Raw genomic sequence first — 3,454 nt, forward strand, 5'->3', positions numbered from 1 at the left:
GATTCGGCGATACAACTCGTTGGCAATTTCATCTAGCGATGCCTGAGGTCGCGCAGCAACAATGTCGAGCAAGATCTGAACATGTGCTGGCTTGAAGGCAGGTGGGCGTCCACCACGATTGATCTTGACCAAGGCTTGGTCGGCATCATTATGTCGTGTCATGAGCGGCTCCCAAAGCTACAGGGCTAAGGGAAAAGTGTATTTTGTCTACACCCTCTAAGAGCCGCTAACAAAACCTCCCCAACGAATGCAGACAGATGATGCTGCACGCCAGCGATAACAGGGCTCGGTGAGTATCAAGCCTGCGCTCAAAACGGATACGCAGCTTGCCCATACCGGCCAACCAGGCATAGGTACGCTCCACCACCCAGCGATGCTGGCCAAGTCGCTCCTTGCTATCTACTCCTTTACGGGCGATTCGATCAGCGATCCCTCGCTTGCACAGATGTCTATGGCAGCGCTCTATGTCATACGCTTTGTCAGCGTGTAGCTTCTCAGGCCAACGCCTGGCTCTACTGGGTTTGTCTCCAGGTGTTGGTAAGGCGTCAACCAGCGGCTCGAACATAATCGAGTCATGTCGATTAGCTCCGCTGACATAGAAGGCTAACGGCACACCGTTACGGTCAGTAATCAGGTGCCGCTTGCTGCCAAGTTTGTCTCGATCTGTCGGGTTTGGGCCGGTGCATAGGCCCCCGGGGGCTGGATACGCTGGCAGCATCCACACTGGCCCGGCTCAGATCCAAACAATTGGCGTCGCGCAGCTCTTCGAACAAGACACGATGCAAGCGGTGCCAGACACCGCACGCTTGCCATTGCTCAAGACGCCTCCAGCAGGTCATACCGCTGCCATAGCCAAGCTCCTGGGGTAGATCTTCCCAGGGAATGCCTGTACGCAGGACAAATACGATGCCATTAAGGGCGAGCTCATCATCCAGACGAGGACGACCGCCTTTGGGTGAGCGTTTATGCTCCGGTAATAGCGGCTTGATGCGCCTCCATAACGCAGCCGTAATCTCTTTGCGATGTCTCATGCCTCTATCGTGGACATAACCAGGCTTAGATTCAAGAGGGTTTTGTTAGCGGCTCTAAATAACAATTTTCTCTGCTTTTGCAGATTTGCATGCACCTTCATAGCATTACGGCTTCACGTACCTTCTTGAAACCATCGGTTGCGCCTATGAAGGGTTTGAAGCCCTGTACATAGCAAGCCTTTGGGAGTAGTTGATCAGCTTGTCGGTTGAAACGATGGGTTATAGCTTACTCGGTGTTTAAAAATGGAGACTCGAACTCCCCAGATGCAGCCCAGACTTATCAAGATTGTAGGGATCACGCTTGGTGACTCGGTATTGGTAATACGCGAAAGTCCCTATAATCGTGACCATTGAGCTAAAGGGCGGGCTTTAGTCCGACCCAGCGGACGACTTGAAGCGCATATTAGATGCAGCTAAACCATATTCCTTGTTACAGATGATACCAATCGAAAGGCGAGGAAAACTATGAAGACAAATAGCAGCGGTTTTTTGATGCTGACTTTCAACGGTTGTAAAAAATTGTGGGCCTAAAGCCCTGCTAAATATGGGAAAGATTAGCCCAAACCCGTGAAGCCAAAAACTCAAAGTTATTTCACTTTTTTGGATGTACTTTGTTACTGCCAAAATGGCACAAGAATAATATCTAGGAGTGGCTGTTTAATAATTTGTTCTCTATTATTTATAGTCAGAATAGATTATAAATAAAAGGCCAATATCTGTACTGGAATGTTGATGCTTTTTGTATGATATACGTTGAAACAAACGGTATATAAAATCTGATGTTTAGTGCCTTCATGAAGGAAAGAAGTAGATACATATATTCATGGTTTATTGATTATCCGTTACTACAATGCACCCTTGTCTGTAGACGACCCTGTACATCTGGGCAGGTAGTAGGTATCTGGATATGGAGTACCTTAGGATAGGTATACAAGATAAGAAGGTCATGCTATGACTAATATCATTAAGCTTTCATTTTTTAAAGCCCACGTATCTACTGCGTTAGACGAATCTGTCTTAAGAGAAATAATCTCTGATGCTCTCAAAGGTGAGGGATTGAGTGTATTCGCTTATGGGGCAGTAGGCGAAGCGATTGATTTTCAGGAGAGCGACAGACTAAGTATTTGGCTATCCAAAATTAATGGAGCAAATTCGGATCAAAGGCATGGAGTTGAACTATCCTATGCAATATCAAAAAGGCAGTACTTTATTCATGCTATTTTTACACCTAGCTATGCCGAGTCCCATATGTCAATTCCAAAAGATGTATGTTTATTAGCGAAGCCTTGGTCCCTTGATCAGCTTAGAGGAGCTGTTAAGCAAGCTCTTGAGGAAAAGCTACCCCCACTTACCACGAAGACCAGTCATTGGTTTTAATGAAGAACAGGAATATCGGGAAAAAGGTATCTTAATTATATTGGCTTATAATGGTATTAAAGTGCTTCTAGTTTATATAAATATTGGATTGTAAGACTTGATATAGTATAATTTGAATATCAAATATATAAAATATTCAACTCTAAATCGCTCCTCGTATCAGCGGAGTATTACTTTTATTGAGCACGGAAAGAAAAGACTTTATCTGTCTTCGCTAGTCTTATAAAAATATTAGACGCAGATTGACATCTTTCTAATATTTTATATAATGTTATATACAAAAACATAGCTAGAGATATAGTGGCTTAGAAGGTGGTATTGTAATTTATTTAAAATCTAATTTTGAACTGACTCCCTAAATTTGGATTTTATAAGTGGGTCTTAAATAATATCTAACTTATTTATTGGGTTAAATGTTATTTTTCACTATATGGTAATTATTAAGATCTAAATCTAAGCGAGTTTAGAAAAGTAAATTTTTTTGAATCTTCTATCACAGCCTTTCGCTCTTCTTCTAACCTACTGGCTAATTCTCTCATGTCGGTAGCAGTATGGCCTACTGCATAGAGCGTCTGAGCATGGTTTATCAAAAGCGTTTTGTAGGTGTTATATAGCTGTCTACGACGGCATTCAAGTATCCGTTGGTTTGGCGTAGCGCGAGTATGCCATTGGAGGCTGTTAAGGCTGTTTGTTCAGCTATAAGATCCAATAGCTCGTTGTAAAGATCTAGCAGTTGTGCCTATCCGATACAGAAAGATTGAAAGCAGGCCCCACAAAAGACCTAGGGATTCTCCGAACAAGTCATCACAAGCTCTTGCGCTTGTGCTGAAATAGACGCCATCCGTTTAGCTATACATGGCAGACCCTATGAGCCAGATGAGCTTTTCCGATTTCGAATACGCCGGCAAACGCAAGCAGACGCGCCGGGAGCGATTCCTGGCTGAGATGGATCAGGTCGTACCCTGGGCAGGGCTGGTCGCGTTGATTGAGCCGTACTATCCGAAGGCGGGCATGGGCCGCAGACCCTATCCGTTGGAAACCATGCT

3 protein-coding genes are annotated in these 3,454 nt (G+C 44.4%); 2 read left to right on the top strand and 1 reads right to left on the bottom strand.

Features of this window, described 5'->3' with window-relative positions; all coding sequences use genetic code 11:
* Nucleotides 1–226: 226 nt before the first annotated feature.
* A protein-coding gene (locus IEX86_RS24475) for an IS5 family transposase (protein WP_188868753.1) occupies nucleotides 227–1,031 on the bottom strand; the annotation gives its coding sequence in 2 pieces (ribosomal slippage) (nucleotides 227–698 and nucleotides 697–1,031; 807 coding nt in all).
* A gap of 951 nt (nucleotides 1,032–1,982) precedes the next feature.
* On the opposite strand from IEX86_RS24475, the gene IEX86_RS24480 reads away from it, so the two are divergent.
* Together IEX86_RS24480 and IEX86_RS24485 are read left to right on the top strand one after the other, a co-directional pair.
* Entirely contained in the window at nucleotides 1,983–2,408 is a 426-nt protein-coding gene (locus IEX86_RS24480) for a DNA-binding transcriptional response regulator (protein WP_188868754.1), read from the top strand.
* An 867-nt stretch (nucleotides 2,409–3,275) separates the two neighbouring features.
* Nucleotides 3,276–3,454 (top strand): transposase (locus tag IEX86_RS24485; RefSeq protein WP_505909232.1); only part of this gene is annotated, 179 nt, incomplete at its 3' end.

Source organism: Pseudomonas asuensis, assembly GCF_014646755.1.
GTDB lineage: Bacteria > Pseudomonadota > Gammaproteobacteria > Pseudomonadales > Pseudomonadaceae > Chryseomonas > Chryseomonas asuensis.

What these genes read in the sequence shown, in the direction of transcription:
- IEX86_RS24480 (WP_188868754.1), top strand. Translation starts at nt 1,983, where the DNA reads ATGACTAATATCATTAAGCTTTCATTTTTTAAAGCCCACGTATCTACT.